The organism is Ramlibacter alkalitolerans, from assembly GCF_016722765.1.
Taxonomy (GTDB): domain Bacteria; phylum Pseudomonadota; class Gammaproteobacteria; order Burkholderiales; family Burkholderiaceae_C; genus Ramlibacter; species Ramlibacter alkalitolerans.
The window spans coordinates 398,761-412,097 of the sequence record NZ_JAEQND010000002.1; the positions used below are offsets into that span (position 1 = coordinate 398,761).

The 13,337-nt window shown below is 68.8% G+C and carries 18 protein-coding genes; 9 read left to right on the forward strand and 9 right to left on the reverse strand.

All coding sequences use genetic code 11. The features are described from left to right. Positions 1-108: 108 nt before the first annotated feature. Positions 109-444: a hypothetical protein gene (locus JI746_RS04985; protein WP_201687684.1), complete on the reverse strand. Its 336-nt coding sequence runs from the start codon at positions 442-444 to the stop codon at positions 109-111. An 81-nt stretch (positions 445-525) separates the two neighbouring features. Here JI746_RS04985 and JI746_RS04990 point away from each other — a divergent pair, with 81 nt between their 5' ends. From JI746_RS04990 to JI746_RS05000, 3 genes are all read left to right on the forward strand, one after another. Further along, positions 526-1,314 (forward strand): trypsin-like serine peptidase, encoded by a 789-nt coding sequence (locus tag JI746_RS04990; RefSeq protein ID WP_201687685.1) that lies wholly within the window; start codon positions 526-528, stop codon positions 1,312-1,314. A gap of 242 nt (positions 1,315-1,556) precedes the next feature. Continuing rightward, a complete protein-coding gene (gene infA / locus JI746_RS04995) occupies positions 1,557-1,826 on the forward strand; it encodes a translation initiation factor IF-1 (protein ID WP_201687686.1) in 270 nt (89 codons plus the stop codon). A gap of 8 nt (positions 1,827-1,834) precedes the next feature. Beyond that, complete coding sequence (locus JI746_RS05000; RefSeq protein ID WP_201687687.1) at positions 1,835-2,137, forward strand: GlsB/YeaQ/YmgE family stress response membrane protein; 303 nt, start codon at positions 1,835-1,837, stop codon at positions 2,135-2,137. Between the two features lie 12 nt (positions 2,138-2,149). On the opposite strand, the gene JI746_RS05005 is transcribed toward JI746_RS05000, so the two are convergent. Further along, positions 2,150-2,947 carry a ferritin-like domain-containing protein gene (locus JI746_RS05005; RefSeq protein WP_201687688.1) on the reverse strand — a complete coding sequence of 266 codons (798 nt, stop codon included), beginning with the start codon at positions 2,945-2,947 and terminating at the stop codon, positions 2,150-2,152. A gap of 36 nt (positions 2,948-2,983) precedes the next feature. On the opposite strand from JI746_RS05005, the gene JI746_RS05010 reads away from it, so the two are divergent. The 3 genes from JI746_RS05010 to JI746_RS05020 all read left to right on the forward strand — a co-directional run bounded on the left by JI746_RS05010 (position 2,984) and on the right by JI746_RS05020 (position 4,825). Next, positions 2,984-3,505, forward strand: a complete 522-nt coding sequence (locus tag JI746_RS05010) for a gamma carbonic anhydrase family protein (RefSeq protein ID WP_201687689.1) — start codon at positions 2,984-2,986, stop codon at positions 3,503-3,505. Continuing rightward, positions 3,505-4,470 carry an Hsp33 family molecular chaperone HslO gene (hslO, locus tag JI746_RS05015; RefSeq protein WP_201687690.1) on the forward strand — a complete coding sequence of 322 codons (966 nt, stop codon included), beginning with the start codon at positions 3,505-3,507 and terminating at the stop codon, positions 4,468-4,470. Before JI746_RS05010 ends, hslO begins: the two co-directional genes overlap by 1 nt. A 127-nt stretch (positions 4,471-4,597) precedes the next feature. Next, positions 4,598-4,825 carry a hypothetical protein gene (locus tag JI746_RS05020; RefSeq protein ID WP_201687691.1) on the forward strand — a complete coding sequence of 76 codons (228 nt, stop codon included), beginning with the start codon at positions 4,598-4,600 and terminating at the stop codon, positions 4,823-4,825. Positions 4,826-4,859: 34 nt separating this feature from the next. On the opposite strand, the gene JI746_RS05025 is transcribed toward JI746_RS05020, so the two are convergent. The 6 genes from JI746_RS05025 to JI746_RS05050 form a co-directional block, all read right to left on the reverse strand. Beyond that, positions 4,860-5,576 (reverse strand): ATP-binding protein, encoded by a 717-nt coding sequence (locus JI746_RS05025; RefSeq protein ID WP_330892943.1) that lies wholly within the window; start codon positions 5,574-5,576, stop codon positions 4,860-4,862. Between the two features lie 10 nt (positions 5,577-5,586). Further along, positions 5,587-5,862, reverse strand: a complete 276-nt coding sequence (locus tag JI746_RS05030; protein WP_201687692.1) for a septum formation initiator family protein — start codon at positions 5,860-5,862, stop codon at positions 5,587-5,589. Between the two features lie 16 nt (positions 5,863-5,878). Further along, complete coding sequence (gene eno / locus JI746_RS05035) at positions 5,879-7,171, reverse strand: phosphopyruvate hydratase (protein WP_201687693.1); 1,293 nt, start codon at positions 7,169-7,171, stop codon at positions 5,879-5,881. Between the two features lie 137 nt (positions 7,172-7,308). After that, positions 7,309-7,599: a DUF1330 domain-containing protein gene (locus tag JI746_RS05040; RefSeq protein WP_201687694.1), complete on the reverse strand. Its 291-nt coding sequence runs from the start codon at positions 7,597-7,599 to the stop codon at positions 7,309-7,311. Further along, positions 7,592-8,446 (reverse strand): 3-deoxy-8-phosphooctulonate synthase, encoded by an 855-nt coding sequence (kdsA, locus tag JI746_RS05045; protein WP_201687695.1) that lies wholly within the window; start codon positions 8,444-8,446, stop codon positions 7,592-7,594. Before kdsA ends, JI746_RS05040 begins: the two co-directional genes overlap by 8 nt. Beyond that, a complete protein-coding gene (locus JI746_RS05050) occupies positions 8,446-10,128 on the reverse strand; it encodes a CTP synthase (RefSeq protein WP_201687696.1) in 1,683 nt (560 codons plus the stop codon). The genes kdsA and JI746_RS05050 overlap by 1 nt, the downstream gene beginning before the upstream one ends. 152 nt (positions 10,129-10,280) lie before the next feature. On the opposite strand from JI746_RS05050, the gene coaBC reads away from it, so the two are divergent. The 3 genes from coaBC (at position 10,281) to JI746_RS05065 (ending at position 12,622) form a co-directional block, all read left to right on the forward strand. Next, positions 10,281-11,504, forward strand: a complete 1,224-nt coding sequence (gene coaBC, locus JI746_RS05055; protein ID WP_201687697.1) for a bifunctional phosphopantothenoylcysteine decarboxylase/phosphopantothenate--cysteine ligase CoaBC — start codon at positions 10,281-10,283, stop codon at positions 11,502-11,504. 15 nt (positions 11,505-11,519) lie between these two features. Then, positions 11,520-11,966, forward strand: a complete 447-nt coding sequence (gene dut, locus JI746_RS05060) for a dUTP diphosphatase (RefSeq protein ID WP_201687698.1) — start codon at positions 11,520-11,522, stop codon at positions 11,964-11,966. A 164-nt stretch (positions 11,967-12,130) separates the two neighbouring features. Then, the gene (locus JI746_RS05065) at positions 12,131-12,622 is read left to right on the forward strand and encodes an outer membrane lipoprotein (protein WP_201687699.1); all 492 of its coding nucleotides are present in this window, start codon (positions 12,131-12,133) and stop codon (positions 12,620-12,622) included. Positions 12,623-12,822: 200 nt separating this feature from the next. Here JI746_RS05065 and JI746_RS05070 read toward each other — a convergent pair whose 3' ends face one another. Then, the gene (locus JI746_RS05070; RefSeq protein WP_201687700.1) at positions 12,823-13,317 is read right to left on the reverse strand and encodes an FKBP-type peptidyl-prolyl cis-trans isomerase; all 495 of its coding nucleotides are present in this window, start codon (positions 13,315-13,317) and stop codon (positions 12,823-12,825) included. Positions 13,318-13,337: the final 20 nt, after the last annotated feature.

The window sequence follows — 13,337 nt, forward strand, 5'->3', positions numbered from 1 at the left end:
GGCGCGCAGCATAGCCAGACGGGCCGCAGTCCTACACCCTGGCCTGCGCCGCCACGGGCCAAAGCAGGCACACTGGCGCATGAACCAGAAACTGGCGGCGCCCCTTCGTCACCCGCGGGGCCGCCCGCTGGCAGGCGCGTTGCGGATGTCGCTGCCGATGGCGCGCGCCGTGGCGCCGGCGGCGCGCAGCTCCGCTTGCGTGAAGGCGCCGAAGGCCTCGCGCAGCCTGGCCTCCGAGCCCCAGCGATCGGCGATCGCCGCGCAGCGTTCCCGCTCCGCCGCCACCGCATCCGCCACCGCTGCCGCGAGCTGGTCGGCGCTGTATGGCAACGGGCCTTCGACGGGCGTGTGCGTGCCGCCGGCGGCGTGCTGCTGCGCTTCGAGGGCCCTGGCCTCGTCCTCGATGTGCTCGGCCCATTGCTTGCGTTGCTCGTTGCCGCTCATGGGGCGCTCCCTGGTCGTTCTCGGTGCCTGCATTCTCGCCCGATTCCGGCGCGCCACCGGCCGGGCCCGCGGAGGCCGCAAGTGACCGAGCCGCTGCTTTTCAGCGCCACGCGCATGTCGACCTTCCGCGGCAAGCAGTTGCTGACGGCGGCGACCTGCTTCTTCTTCGCCCGCAAGGAGCGGCTGTTCGCCGTGACCAGCCGCCACGTGCTGCACGACGAGCCCACCGGGCACTTCCCGGACCGGGTGGAACTCGTGCTGCACGTCGACGCCACGGACCTCACGCGCCGCACGGTGCTGTCGGTTCCCCTGTACCTCGACGCCCGCGCCGTGTGGCGCCAGGGCATGGATTCCGCCGGGCCGGTCGATGTCGCCGTGCTGGAACTCGATCGCGCCACGCTGCCGGAAGGCATCGTGCTGCGCGCCTTCGAGCCGCACCACGTGCAGGCCTCGATCGCCGACGTGGAGGTCGGCGCCTCGCTGCTGGTGGTCGGCTTTCCGCTCGGCTTCTACGACACGCTGCACCACCTGCCGGTGGTGCGCCACGCGATCATCGCCTCCTCGTTCGGCGTGCGCTTCCAGGGCGAGGGCTACTTCCTCACCGACGGCCGCATGCACCGCGGCTCCAGCGGGGCGCCGGTGGTGATGCGCTGGCCGGCGGCCGAGGGTGCGATGCCCTGGCGGCTGCTGGGCGTGCACTCCGCCCGCATGGACATGGGCGGGCGCGACCTCATGCAGGACGAATCGCTGGGCCTCAACTGCGCCTGGTATGCCGACATCCTGATGACGCTGACCGAGGACCACGCCGCCTGCAGCGCCTCGGAAATGGGGCCGCGTCCGCGCCGCCGGGCCAGCGCCCCCGGCAGCTGAATCGTGCAGTGCGCGGCGACGCCGTACGCGGTACAATACCGTTCCTGCTCCGCCCCGCACCGGCGGCTCTTCTCACAGGCAAATTCCTGATCGACCGAGAGGATCGTTCCTCCGGGATTTGCGTGCCCCGCCCGCCAGGGCCGGCTTTCCACCTTCCCCATGCTCCGCCCGCCTGGCGCGACCCGGACATGGCCCCTCCCTGTCCGGCCGCTTGGCCGGACCGCACGCACAAAGGAATTTCCATGTCCAAAGAGGAGTTGATCGAAATGCGCGGCCGCGTCGACGAAGTGCTGCCCGACTCGCGCTTCCGGGTGACGCTCGACAACGGCCACGAGCTCGTGGCGTACAGCGGCGGCAAGATGCGCAAGCACCGCATCCGCGTGATCGCCGGCGACGACGTGACGCTGGAACTCTCGCCCTACGACCTGAGCAAGGGCCGCATCATGTTCCGCCACCTGCCCGAGCGCAGGGGCGCGCCGCCGGCCGCCCGCCGGCCGCCCGTCAAGCGCTGACAGCGGCCATGAACCCCTTCATCTGGTGCGTCGTGGGCGCCGCTGCGGGCTGGATGGCTGGCACGGTGATGCGGGCACCGGGTCTGGCGAGCCGGGTCGAGAACGTGCTCGTCGCCATCTTCGGCGCCTTCATCGGCGGCGAATTCCTGGCCGCACTGCTCGCCGGCCCCGAGCCGGCCACCGCGTTCCGCACCTCCGCGCTGGGCCTCGCCATCGCCGGTGCGCTCGGCCTGCTGGGCCTGCTGGCCGTGTTCCGCAAGGCGGTCGGGCCGATGCGGCCGCACAAGCTGCGCAGGAAGGCGCGGCCGTAGGAGCCGCGCGGCTCAGGTCCCGCGTTCCAGGTCTTCCAGCTCCGCCGGCGTGAAGCCGGCCCGGCGCCGCGCTTCGGTATTGAACGGCGGATGCAGCCGCGGCGCCCCATGGCGCTGTGCCAGCGTCGCGTAGTGCGCCACCGCATCCAGCCCCTCGCGCTCACACAGGAAGCGGTACCAGCGATTCCCGATCGCGACGTGGCCCACTTCGTCGCGCAGGATCACGTCCAGGATCTCGACCGCGCGCAGCGCGGGCGCCGTCCCCACCTGGCGCAGCCGCGCCTGGATCTGCGGCGTCGCATCGAGGCCCCGCGCCTCCAGCGTGCGCGGCACCAGCGCCATGCGCGCCACGACATCGTCCTTCGTCTTCTCGCACATGGCCCACAGCCCGTCGTGCGCCTCGAAGTCGCCGTAGGCGCAGCCCAGCGTGGCCAGGTGATCGGCCAGCAAGCTGAAGTGCAAGGCCTCCTCGGCCGCGACGCGCAGCCAGTCGTGGTGGAACTCGGCGGGCAATCCTTCGAAGCGCCAGACGGCATCGAGCGCGAGATTGATCGCGTTGAACTCGATGTGCGCGATGGCATGCAGCAGGGCCGCCAGGCCCTCCGGCCGCGTGGGTGAGCGGCGCGGCACCCTGGCGGGATGCACCAGGCGCGGCCGTTCGGGCCGGCCGGGCAGCACGGCCGGCGGTTCCGGTGCAGTCGGGGAGACCGGCAACGGGCGGCCCTGCTCGAACAGCGCGCGCGCCTGCGCGGCTTTGCGGCGCGGGTCGGGCTCGCACAGGGCCCGCAGCGCCTCATGGCGAAGCTCCATCCCTACAATTCTAGTTTTTGCCAAAGGCAGCATCGAATGGCGATCTACGAACTCGACGGCATGGCGCCCAAGCTGGGGCAGGGCGCATGGGTCGCCGACAGCGCGGAGGTGATCGGGCAGGTGGAGATGGCGGACAACGCGAGCGTCTGGTACGGCTGCGTGGTCCGCGGCGACACCGAGCAGATCCGCATCGGCCGCAACACCAACATCCAGGACCTCTCCGTGCTGCACGCCGACCCGGGTTCGCCGCTGGTGATCGGCGACGACGTCACCGTCGGCCACCAGGTCATGCTGCACGGCTGCACCATCGGTGACGGCACCCTGGTCGGCATCCAGGCGGTCATCCTGAACAACGCGAAGATCGGCAAGAACTGCATTGTGGGCGCCGGCAGCGTGATCACCGAGGGCAAGGAGTTTCCGGACAACTCCCTGATCGTCGGCGCGCCCGCCAAGGCGATCCGCACGCTCGACGCCGATGCGGTGGCGAAGTTCCAGCGCATCCCGCCGCACTACGTGCAGAACGCCCAGCGCCACGCCCGCGCGAAGAAGATCGGCTGATGTCCGAGCTGCACAAGTTCCTGTTCGAAGGCCTGCCGGTGCGCGGCAACATCGTGCGCCTGACCGACGCCTGGACGGAGATCCTCTCGCGCCGCCGCGCCGACGACGCCGCCTCCAGCTGGCCCTGGCCGGTGGTGGAACTGCTCGGGGAGATGGCTGCCGCCGGCGCGCTGATGCAGTCCAACATCAAGTTCAACGGTGCGCTGGTGATGCAGATCTTCGGCGAGGGGCCGGTGAAGGTGGCCGTCGCCGAAGTGCAGCACGACCTGAGCCTGCGCGTGACGGCCAAGGTGGTCGGCGAAGTCGCCCCCGGCGCGCACCTGCAGGAGCTGGTGAACGTGAACGGCCGCGGCCGCTGCGCGATCACGCTCGATCCCAAGGACCGCCTGCCCGGGCAGCAGGCCTACCAGGGCGTCGTGCCGCTGAACGCCACCACCGGCACCGGCGCGCCCCGCCTGGCCGACGTGCTGGAGCACTACATGCGGCAGTCGGAGCAGCTGGACACGAAGATCGTGCTGGCGGCGAACGAATCGGTCGCCGCCGGCCTCCTGATCCAGCGGCTGCCGGCCGAGGGCGGCAGCCATGTCGCCGCCGGCACCGAGATGGACCCGGCCGACCAGCTGGAGCACTTCAACCGCATCGCGACGCTGGCGGGCAGCCTGACCCCGAAGGAACTCCTGGAGCTCGACGTCGAGACCATCCTGCGGCGCCTGTTCTGGGAGGAGAAGCTGCTGCGTTTCGATCCGCAGGTCCCGCGCTTCGCCTGCACCTGCAGCCGCGAGCGCGTGACGGCCATGATCCGCGGCCTGGGCGAGGAGGAGGCCGAGGGCATCCTGGAGGAACGCGGCGAGATCGACGTGTCCTGCGACTTCTGCGGCCAGCACTACCGCTTCGACGCGGTGGACACGGCGCAGATCTTCACCTCGCCCGGGGATCGCCCGCCGGGATCGTCCACCATGCATTGAGCGTGCGCGGGCGCAAGGTCGGTACATTCCGAAACGAGCGGGGCGCGCGGCCTGTCACCGCAAAGGCGGGGTCGCGCGTTGCAAGCAGCGGGGCGTCTGTGCGCCCTTTCAACCCCAAGGAACAATGATGAACAAGCTGCTTGCTGCCCTGATCACCTCGCTGGCCGTCTCCTTCGCCTTCGCGCAAGGCACCACCCCGGCCGCGCCGGCCACCGGCGGCGCCACGGCACCCGCCGCCGCCCCGTCTGCCGACACCAGCGCCGACAAGCCGGCTGCCGCCGCCAAGAAGTCCACCAAGGTCGCCAAGAAGACGGCCAAGAAGTCGAAGAAGGTCGCCAAGAAGGACAAGAACTGAGCGCGCACGGTGGCCGGGAGCCTGCCGCGCAGGCTCACTGACCGCTTTCGCCTTTCAGTTGCCTGAAAAGCCGGTGCTCGCAGGCCGGGTCGCTGCACTTGTCGCAGAGCCAGACCCAGCCGGCGGCGCCGGCTTTTCGCGTCTCTTCGCGCAGGTCCCTGGCTTCCGCGAGGATGCCGCAAGCCGTCAGCGCCTGCAGCGCGGAGTGCAGCCGCTGCGGACCGTGGCCGTACACCACCTGGTAGGGCAGGCCGGCGCGCTGCAGGTGGTCGCGCACCAGCGCGTCGACCTGTTCGCGCGAGGCGGCTTCGCGGTGCAGGCCGTCGGGCGTCCAGGCGATGTCCAGGCCGGTGACCAGCGTGGCGTCGTAGCGGCGTTGCCGTGCGAGGGCGAAGCGGTAGAGCGCGCCCTCCTCGAACAGCATGCCGGCGTAGATCGCCACCATCAACGCGCTGGTGTCGGCGATCACGAGGTCGGCCTGCGTGGCGGCGGCGTCGACGCGCGCTTCCTGTTCCTCGGCGATCGCGAGCTGTTCGTCGGGGCGGGGCAGGCGGCCGGTGCGCGTGCACCATTCGCGCAGGACTTCGGGGACGGCGACGGCGTCCAGGCCGCGCCCCCGCAGGTGGTCGGCGAGATCGGCCGCGAGGGTCGTCTTGCCGGTGCTTTCGGCGCCGAGCAGCGCGATGCGCTGGTTCTGGGTCCCCGCCTGCGCGGGGATGACGGCTTCGCCCGAAGCGCCTGCGCGCGTCACGGTTTCGCCGTCACTTCGCGATCTGGACCAGCACCTCGTTGGGCCGCACCATGCCCAGTTCGGCGCGGGCCTTTTCTTCCACGATCTCCAGGCCTTCCTGCAGGTCGCGCACCTCGGCGGCGAGCTGCTCGTTGGCCTGCTGGGCGGCGGCGTTGCGCGCCTTCTGCTCGTCCAGTTTCTGCTGCATCTGGGCGACGTCGCCGACGCTGCCGCGGCCCAGCCAGAGCTGGGCCTGCACCACGGCCAGCAGGCCGATCAGCAGCGCGGTGACGAGGCGGCCCTTCAAGCAGCGATCCTTGCGCTCAGCGCAGGTTGTAGAAGGCCGAGCGGCCGGGATACTGGGCGATCTCGCCCAGGTCTTCCTCGATGCGCAGCAGCTGGTTGTACTTGGCCATGCGGTCCGAGCGCGAGAGCGAGCCGGTCTTGATCTGGCCGGCGTTGGTGCCCACCGCGATGTCGGCGATGGTGGAATCTTCGGTCTCGCCGGAGCGGTGCGAGATCACGGCGGTGTAGTTGGCGCGCTTGGCCATCTCGATGGCGGCGAAGGTCTCGCTCAGCGTGCCGATCTGGTTGATCTTGATCAGGATCGAGTTGGCGATGTTCTTCTCGATGCCTTCCTTCAGGATCTTCGTGTTGGTGACGAACAGGTCGTCGCCCACCAGCTGCACGCGCTGGCCCAGGCGCTCGGTCAGCAGCTTCCAGCCGTCCCAGTCGCCTTCGGCCATGCCGTCCTCGATGCTGATGATCGGGTACTTGCCGGCCCAGCTCTCGAGCGTGTCGACCCACTGGCCGGGCGAGAGCTTCTCGCCTTCCGAGCCGGACAGGTCGTACAGGTTCTCGCCTTCCTTGTAGAACTCGCTGGAGGCGCAGTCCAGGCCGAGGGCGATCTGCTCGCCGGGCTTGTAGCCGGCGCGCTCGATGGCCTGCAGGATCATCTGGATCGCGGCCTCGTGGTTCTCGACGTTCGGCGCGAAGCCGCCTTCGTCGCCCACCGCGACGCTCATGCCCTTGTCGTGGATGATCTTCTTGAGCGCGTGGAACACCTCGGCGCCGTAGCGCAGCGCCTCGCGGAACGACGGCGCGCCCACGGGGATGATCATCAGCTCCTGCAGGTCGAGGTTGTTGTTGGCGTGGGCCCCGCCGTTGACGACGTTCATCATCGGCACCGGCAGCAGGCAGCCGTTCATGCCGCCGAAGTAGCGGTACAGGGGCAGCCCGGATTCCTCCGCGGCGGCGCGGGCCACCGCCATCGAGACCGCCAGCATCGCGTTGGCGCCCAGCCGGCTCTTGTTCTCGGTGCCATCGAGGTCGATCAGCGTCTTGTCGAGGAAATTCTGTTCGGAGGCGTCGAGGCCCAGCACCGCTTCGGAGATCTCGGTGTTGATGTGGTCGACGGCCTTGAGCACGCCCTTGCCCAGGTAGCGCTTGGGATCGCCGTCGCGCAGTTCGATGGCCTCGCGCGAGCCGGTGGAAGCGCCGGAAGGCACGGCGGCGCGGCCCATGGTGCCGGATTCCAGCAGGACGTCGCACTCCACGGTGGGATTCCCCCGCGAGTCCAGGATCTCGCGGCCGACGATGTCAACGATTGCGCTCATTCAGTTTCTTCTCCGGGTTCAAGGATTTTTTCAACGCAAAAACCGCAAAGGTGACGCAAAAGCCGCAAAGAACATCCTTGAACTCTTTTGCGGTCTTTGCGTGACCTTTGCGGCTTTTGCGTTGAAGGTGTTCGTCTTCAGGTGCCCTCGATCAGCACCATGCGCATCACCGCCGCTCCCTCGCGCGCCTTCTTCGCGGCGCCGTATTCGGGGGAGTCGTAGAAGGCGCGCGCCTTTTCGAGCGAGGGGAACTTCAGGAGCACGGTGCGGGCCGGGGTCCAGTCGCCTTCCAGCACCTGCACGGCGCCGCCGCGCACGCAGACTTCGGCGCCATGCGCCTTCATCGCGAGCGTGGACAGGCGCTTGTACTCTTCGTACTGCTGCGGGTCGGTGACTTCGACGTTGGCGAGGATGTAGGCACTAGGCAAAGTCGTTCTCCATGAAACGGTTCTTCTTGGTCACCCGATCGAGCTCCACCAGAGTTTCCAGCAGCGGGCGCATGTGCTTGAGCGGCACCGCGTTCGGCCCGTCGGACAGGGCCTGGGCCGGATCGGGATGGGTCTCCATGAACAGGCCTGCCACGCCCACGGCGACGGCGGCACGCGACAGCACCGGCACGAATTCGCGCTGGCCGCCGGAGCTGGTGCCCTGGCCGCCGGGAAGCTGCACCGAGTGCGTGGCATCGAACACCACCGGCGCACCCGTCTCGCGCAGGATCGCCAGCGCGCGCATGTCCGAGACCAGGTTGTTGTAGCCGAAGCTGGCGCCGCGCTCGCAGGCGAGGAAGCTGTCTTCCGGCAGGCCCTTCTCGCGCGCGGCCTCGCGGGCCTTCCGGATCACGTTCTTCATGTCGCCGGGCGCGAGGAACTGGCCCTTCTTGATGTTCACCGGCTTGCCCGATTGCGCCACGGCGCCGATGAAATCGGTCTGGCGGCACAGGAAGGCCGGCGTCTGCAGCACGTCGACGACCTCGGCGACGTGCGCAATCTCCTGCTCGGTATGGACGTCGGTGAGCACCGGCACCTTCAGCTCGCGCCTGACCTTGCCCAGGATCTCCAGGCCCTTTTCCATGCCCGGGCCGCGGAAGCTCGCGCCGGACGATCGATTGGCCTTGTCGTAGCTGCTCTTGAAGATGAAGGGGATGCCCAGCGCAGCGGTGATCTCCTTGAGCTGGCCGGCAACGTCCATCTGCAGTTGCTCGGACTCGACGACGCAGGGCCCCGAGATGAGGAAGAAGGGGCGGTCGAGCCCCACCTCGAAGCCGCAGAGCTTCATCAGGCCACCGCCTTGAGCGACTTGGGGCTGGTCCCCTGCCGCTGCGCCTGGTGCTGGCAGGCGGCATGGATGAAGGCGTTGAACAGGGGATGGCCGTCCCAGGGCGTGGACTTGAATTCCGGGTGGAACTGCACGCCCATGAACCAGGGATGCACGTCCTGCGGCAGCTCCACGATCTCGGTCAGCTGCTCGCGCTGCGTCAGCGCGGAGATCACGAGGCCGGACTTGCGCAGCTGGTCCAGGTACTTCACGTTGGCTTCGTAGCGGTGGCGGTGGCGCTCGGTGACGACGTCGCCGTAGATCTGGTGGGCCAGCGTGCCCTTGGCGATGTCGGAGCTCTGCGCGCCCAGGCGCATCGTGCCGCCGAGGTCGGACTGCTCGCTGCGCTGCTGGATGGCGCCGCTCGCGTCCTGCCATTCGGTGATCAGCGCGATCACCGGGTGCTTCGTCTGCGGATCGAATTCGGTGCTGTTGGCGCCTTCGAGGCCGGCGACGTCGCGCGCGTACTCGATGGTGGCGACCTGCATGCCCAGGCAGATGCCCAGGTAAGGCACCTTGTTCTCGCGGGCGAAGCGCGCCGCCAGGATCTTGCCTTCCACGCCACGCTTGCCGAAGCCGCCCGGCACCAGCACGGCGTCGAACTTGGCCAGCTGGTCCACCGTTTCCGGCGTGATCGTCTCCGAGTCGACATAGTCGATCTTCACGCGCATGTGGTTCTTCAGGCCGGCGTGGCGCAGGGCCTCGTTCAGGGACTTGTAGCTGTCCGACAGGTCGACGTACTTGCCGACCATCGCGATGTTGACCTCGCCGCGCGGATGCTCCACCTCGAACACCAGCTGGTCCCAGCGCTTGAGGTTGGCCGGCGGCGTGTTCAGCCGCAGCTTGTCGCAGATGAGGCCGTCGAGCCCCTGCTCGTGCAGCACGCGCGGCACCTTGTAGATCGTGTCCACGTCCGGCATGGAGATCACGCCCCACTTGGGCACGTTGGTGAACAGGCTGATCTTGTCGGCCTCGTCCTCGGGGATGTTGCGGTCGGCGCGGCACAGCAGCGCGTCGGGCTGGATGCCGATCTCGCGCATCTTCTGCACCGTGTGCTGCGTGGGCTTGGTCTTCAGTTCGCCCGCCGCCTGGATGAAGGGCACGTACGTGAGGTGCACGAAAGCGGAGTTGTTCGGCCCGAGCTTGAGCGCCATCTGGCGCACGGCTTCGAGGAAGGGCAGGGACTCGATGTCGCCCACCGTGCCGCCGATCTCGACGATCGCCACGTCCACTTCGCCGGCCGTGCCCATGCCGGCGCCGCGGCGGATGAATTCCTGGATCTCGTTGGTCACGTGCGGGATGACCTGCACCGTCTTGCCCAGGTAGTCGCCGCGGCGTTCCTTCTCGAGGACGGACTTGTAGATCTGGCCGGTCGTGAAGTTGTTGGCGCGGCGCATCCGCGTGGTGACGAAGCGCTCGTAGTGGCCCAGGTCGAGGTCGGTCTCGGCACCGTCGTCGGTCACGAACACCTCGCCATGCTGGAAGGGCGACATCGTGCCCGGATCCACGTTGATGTACGGATCGAGCTTGATGAGGGTGACTTTGAGGCCCCGCGACTCCAGGATCGCTGCGAGGGAGGCTGAGGCGATTCCCTTGCCGAGGGAGGACACCACACCGCCGGTGACGAAGACGAATTTGGTCATGTCGGTCGGGAGGCGCGCTCCCGGGAGGTGGTAAAGCGGAATTATACGGTCGCCTCCCGGCGACCTCTCGGTGGGGCGTTCGGCGTTGCGCGTTGGGCGTGAACCCGGACTGCCTCGCTCGACGCCCAACGCTGAACGCTAAACTTCCCCCGATGAACGACCTCGCCGGCAAGCACATCGTCCTCGGGCTCACGGGTGGGATCGCGTGCTACAAGGCCGCGGAGCTGTGCCGCGGGCTGGTCAAGCAGGGTGCGACGGTGCAGGTCGTCATGACGCAGGCCAGCGAGCAATTCATCACGCCGGTGACCATGCAGGCGCTGTCGAACCGCCCCGTCTTCACATCGCAGTGGGATGCGCGCGAGCCGAACAACATGCCGCACATCAACCTGTCGCGGGAAGCGGACGCCATCCTGATCGCCCCCTGCAGCGCCGATTTCATGGCCAGGCTGGTGCAGGGCCGGTCCGACGAGCTGCTTTCGCTGCTGTGCCTGGCGCGCCCGATCGCGAGCGTGCGGCTGCTGATCGCACCGGCGATGAACCGCGAGATGTGGGCCCATCCCGCCACCCAGCGCAACATGGCGCAGCTCGCCGCCGACGGCGCCACGCTGCTGGGCGTGGGCAGCGGGCTGCAGGCCTGTGGCGAAACCGGCGACGGCCGCATGCTGGAGCCGCAGGAACTGCTGGAGGACGTGATCGCCTTCTTCCAGCCGAAGCTGCTGGCCGGCCGCAAGGTGGTGGTCACCGCGGGTCCCACCTTCGAGGCGCTCGACCCGATCCGCGGCATCACCAACCACTCCTCCGGCAAGATGGGCTTCGCGATCGCCCGCGCGGCGCGCGAAGCCGGCGCCGACGTGGTCGTGATCGCCGGCCCGGTGCGGCTGGCCACGCCCCGCGGCGTGCGCCGCGTCGACGTGACTTCAGCGCGCCAGATGCTGGCCGCCACCGAAGCGGAAACCCCGCAGGCCGACGTCTTCGTCGCGACCGCCGCGGTCGCGGACTGGCGGCCGGCCACCGAATCGGGCCAGAAGATCAAGAAGGACGGCAGCGGCCAGCCCCCCGCGCTGAGCTTCACCGAGAACCCCGACATCCTCGCCACCGTGGCGCGCAGCGAACGCGCGCAACGCGGGGCCTTGTTCTGCGTCGGCTTCGCCGCCGAGAGCCACGACCTGGTGGACAACGCCAGGGCCAAGCGCGAACGCAAGGGCGTGCCCCTGCTGGTGGGCAACATCGGCCCGAGCACCTTCGGCCAGGACGACAACCAGCTGCTGCTGGTCGACGCGCAAGGCGTGGTCGAACTGCCCCGCGCCTCCAAGCTGGCGCTCGCGCGGCAGCTGGTGGCGGAGATCGCCCGCCGCGCGCGCCCGGCCGGCACCTGACCTTCTTCCCCTCGAATGCAAGTCGACGTCAAGATCCTCGATCCGCGCATGGCGGACCAGTTGCCCACCTATGCCACGCCCGGCAGCGCCGGCCTGGACCTGCGCGCCTGCCTGGACGCGCCGCTCACGCTGGCGCCCAACGCGTGGCAGCTCGTGCCCACCGGCATCGCCATCTGGCTGAAGGACCCCGGTTACGCGGCGCTGATCCTGCCGCGCTCGGGCCTGGGCCACAAGCACGGCATCGTGCTCGGGAACCTGGTCGGCCTGATCGACAGCGACTACCAGGGGCAGTTGATGGTGAGCGCCTGGAACCGCAGCGACATCGCCTTCACGCTGCAGCCGATGGAGCGGCTCGCGCAACTGGTGATCGTCCCGGTGGTGCAGGCCTCCTTCCAGGTGGTGTCGGACTTCCCGGCCACCGAGCGCGGCGTCGGCGGCTACGGGTCCACAGGGAAGAGCTGATCTCCTGTTGCGTCCGCAGGCGCTGACAGCCTGTCCACTGCTGTCCTACGTGTAAGTGCGGAAAAGACTGCACCCGTGCCCGGCGTGCTCCCGATTCAATGAGCTGTACAGGGCGCACCCGTGGTGGGTGGCGCTGTGCAGATCAGCAAACGAAGGAGAATTCCATGCGCACCATTTCCCGTCTGACATCGCTGGTGACCGGTGGCCTGGCCATCGCGACGCTCGCGGCGTGCTCGTCCTACGGCCCGATGGCTTCGACGTATCCGACCTCGACGTACCCGGTGGCCAGCTACCCGGTGGCGGGCAGCGAGTACGGCCGCATCGTCAACATCGAATACCTGCCCGTGGGCACGACCGCCCCTGGCGGCACCAACATCCTGGGCGCGGTGGTGGGCGGCCTGGCGGGCGGCCTGCTGGGCAACCAGATCGGCAGCGGCGCGGGCCGCACCGCTGCGACGGTGCTGGGTGGCGTGGCGGGCGCCGCGGTGGGCAACCAGATCGCGCGCAACTCGCAGGGCGTGACGACGCAGGCCGGCTACCGCATCACGATGCAGACGGACCAGGGCCAGATGCGCACGTACGAAGTCCCGGCAACGGGCGACCTGCGCGTGGGCGACCGCGTGCGCGTGGACAACGGCGTGATCTATCGCGGGTAAGCGAGCGCATCGCCAGTGAAAACGCCCGGTGCAGGCCGGGCGCCTTTTTTGTGCGCACCTCGCCAAGAATTCGAACGCAAAAGCCGCAAAAGCTACGCAAAAGCCGCAAAGGCAAAGCCATGGTCATGGCTTCGTTTGGCGGCTTTCGTTTTCCTTTGCGGCTTTTGCGTTGAGATTGATCGGTCAACACCGAAACCCGTTCAGTCCCCGATGCGGAAGAAGCCCGTCCCCAGCGTGCCGCGGCCCACTTCTTCTTCCGTCGCCTCGCGCACGTCTTCCACCTTCAGGTGCAGCCGGATCGCGATGCCGGCCAGCGGGTGGTTGCCATCGAGGACGACGTGTTCGGGGTAGATCTCCGTCACCGTGTAGAGCAGGTTCTTCGGCGCGTCCGTGCTGGTCGCGCCGGCCGGCAGGCCCTCGAAGGTCATGCCTTCCTCCAGCTCCTGCGGGAAGACGCCGCGCGGCTCCAGGAACACGCGCTGTTCGTCGTAGTCGCCGAAGGCGTCCTCCGGCTCGATGTGCAGGTCGAGCCGGTCGCCCGGCTCGTGGCCCTGCAGGGCCTCCTCCACCTTGGCCAGCAGGTCGCGGCCGCCGACGAGGAACTCCACCGGCTCCTCGAGTCGGTCCAGCTCCTCGCCCAGCGTGTCCTTCAGCGTCCAGGTCAGGGCGACGACGCAGTTCGGTGTGATTTCCATAGGAGAATTGTCGCAGCTCC

What these genes read in the sequence shown, in the direction of transcription:
- hslO (WP_201687690.1), top strand. Translation starts at nt 3,505, where the DNA reads ATGTCCGAGCTGCACAAGTTCCTGTTCGAAGGCCTGCCGGTGCGCGGC.
- coaBC (WP_201687697.1), top strand. Translation starts at nt 10,281, where the DNA reads ATGAACGACCTCGCCGGCAAGCACATCGTCCTCGGGCTCACGGGTGGG.
- kdsA (WP_201687695.1), bottom strand. Translation starts at nt 8,446, where the DNA reads ATGAAGCTCTGCGGCTTCGAGGTGGGGCTCGACCGCCCCTTCTTCCTC.
- dut (WP_201687698.1), top strand. Translation starts at nt 11,520, where the DNA reads ATGCAAGTCGACGTCAAGATCCTCGATCCGCGCATGGCGGACCAGTTG.
- JI746_RS05065 (WP_201687699.1), top strand. Translation starts at nt 12,131, where the DNA reads ATGCGCACCATTTCCCGTCTGACATCGCTGGTGACCGGTGGCCTGGCC.
- JI746_RS05005 (WP_201687688.1), bottom strand. Translation starts at nt 2,947, where the DNA reads ATGGAGCTTCGCCATGAGGCGCTGCGGGCCCTGTGCGAGCCCGACCCG.
- JI746_RS05070 (WP_201687700.1), bottom strand. Translation starts at nt 13,317, where the DNA reads ATGGAAATCACACCGAACTGCGTCGTCGCCCTGACCTGGACGCTGAAG.
- JI746_RS05050 (WP_201687696.1), bottom strand. Translation starts at nt 10,128, where the DNA reads ATGACCAAATTCGTCTTCGTCACCGGCGGTGTGGTGTCCTCCCTCGGC.
- JI746_RS05020 (WP_201687691.1), top strand. Translation starts at nt 4,598, where the DNA reads ATGAACAAGCTGCTTGCTGCCCTGATCACCTCGCTGGCCGTCTCCTTC.
- JI746_RS05010 (WP_201687689.1), top strand. Translation starts at nt 2,984, where the DNA reads ATGGCGATCTACGAACTCGACGGCATGGCGCCCAAGCTGGGGCAGGGC.
- infA (WP_201687686.1), top strand. Translation starts at nt 1,557, where the DNA reads ATGTCCAAAGAGGAGTTGATCGAAATGCGCGGCCGCGTCGACGAAGTG.
- eno (WP_201687693.1), bottom strand. Translation starts at nt 7,171, where the DNA reads ATGAGCGCAATCGTTGACATCGTCGGCCGCGAGATCCTGGACTCGCGG.
- JI746_RS05000 (WP_201687687.1), top strand. Translation starts at nt 1,835, where the DNA reads ATGAACCCCTTCATCTGGTGCGTCGTGGGCGCCGCTGCGGGCTGGATG.
- JI746_RS04985 (WP_201687684.1), bottom strand. Translation starts at nt 444, where the DNA reads ATGAGCGGCAACGAGCAACGCAAGCAATGGGCCGAGCACATCGAGGAC.